The organism is Microbacterium sp. B24 (genome assembly GCF_000333415.1).
GTDB lineage: Bacteria > Actinomycetota > Actinomycetes > Actinomycetales > Microbacteriaceae > Microbacterium.
Map to the genome: position 1 here is coordinate 1 of NZ_BADB01000063.1, position 1,587 is coordinate 1,587.

2 protein-coding genes are annotated in these 1,587 nt (G+C 68.9%); one reads left to right on the forward strand and one right to left on the reverse strand.

The features are described from left to right. Positions 1-44 precede the first annotated feature (44 nt). The gene (locus I5I_RS01415; protein WP_036315505.1) at positions 45-866 is read right to left on the reverse strand and encodes a lamin tail domain-containing protein; all 822 of its coding nucleotides are present in this window, start codon (positions 864-866) and stop codon (positions 45-47) included. 306 nt (positions 867-1,172) lie between these two features. Here I5I_RS01415 and I5I_RS01420 point away from each other — a divergent pair. Beyond that, on the forward strand, positions 1,173-1,587 hold a 415-nt coding region (locus tag I5I_RS01420), incomplete at its 3' end, for a GTP-binding protein (protein WP_036315506.1).

Here is a 1,587-nt window from a genome sequence, read left to right on the forward strand (position 1 = left end):
CATCTGAGCGGTGACGACGCCTTCGGTCGTGACGGTCTGGCCGTTCACGGGGTGCTGTCGCCGGAGCCTTGGATCGCCGCGATCGGTGTGATCGTCTCGGTCCCGGGGGTTCCCGTCGAGGTCGGCTGCGGCGTCGGGGTGGACGTCGTCGTGGGCTCGGGAGAGGGAGACGCGGTGCCGGTCGGCGCGGGCGTCGGCTCCGTGCCCGCACCGGAGTTCTGCGGAGTGGGGGCGCCCACGGCGAAGTCCGCGCTGTTGACGGCGGTGTTGGTGTGCGACGCGTCGCGCGAGATGCTCGTCGGGTTCTCGGTGCCGGGTGCGGGCGAGCCGGCCGCGGGGGTCGCGGACGAACCCCAGGCCACGTAGTCGACGACGTCGGCGTCGCTCGGTCCGGTCACGATGGTCTCATTCGAGACGAGGGCCACCTTGCCGGTCGTCCCGCTCAGCGCGAGCGAGCCGACGGCATCCGGTGTCGGAAGGGGCGTCGTCCCGCCTTGCCCCTTCGCCTCCTGGACGAGGAAGGTGCGTCCGGCGGCGATGGTGCCGCTGAGGGGCTGCGCCGAGAACTTCTTGTCGCCGCCTGCTGCGGCGTACTGCAGCGTCCAGCCGTCGAGGCTGACCGGCGCCGACGAGACGTTCACGAGCTCGACGAAGTCGTGGGTGTAGGTGGCGCCGGAGTTGCCGCCCCCGCCGTACACCTCGTTGATCAGCACGGCGGCGTTCGGCGAGACGGCCGCCTGAGCCGGAATGGTCGCGAATCCCGCGCCGCTGAGGGCGAGGGCTCCGGCGGTGATGGCGGCGACGATCGCGCGCCTGTTCCGCCTCTCGGCGGTGGGACGCGTGGCGTCCCGTGTCGGATCTGACACGTGTTCTCCCTGGTTTCGCATGCAACAGCGGACAGCCGCATACACGGCGGTCCTCTTCGGTGATTGAGTGCCGATGATGAGGTGGCTGTGAGACGAAAAGGTTTCACCGAAGTGAACGCCGCACGACATCCGGTCCCATCGAACGTGAGATCGAGCTTCCGTGGCGCGGATCGCGGCGGCAAGAGAAGGGGCGGTTAACTCTTTCTCATCCGGCGCAGCCCTGGCGCGTCGCGTGAGGGAGAGACTAAAGTCCCGCGCGCGGTCGCGCGGGGCCCGCCCTGCAGACGCCGGTAGACTGCACGGGACATGTCACCCCGCGCCCTGAAGCCTCTCGAGCCGTCTGCGACCCCTCCAGAGCTGATCCGCAATTTCTGCATCATCGCCCACATCGACCACGGCAAGTCCACGCTGGCCGACCGCATGCTGCAGATCACCGGTGTGGTCTCGGACCGCGACATGCGTGCGCAGTACCTCGATCGCATGGACATCGAGCGCGAGCGCGGCATCACCATCAAGTCGCAGGCCGTCCGCATGCCCTGGGCCACCGCCGAGGGCACCTTCGCGCTGAACATGATCGACACACCCGGCCACGTGGACTTCACATACGAGGTCTCGCGCTCGCTCGCCGCCTGCGAAGGCGCCATCCTCCTGGTCGACGCCGCGCAGGGAATCGAAGCGCAGACCCTTGCGAACCTCTACCTGGCGCTGGAGAACGCCTCCA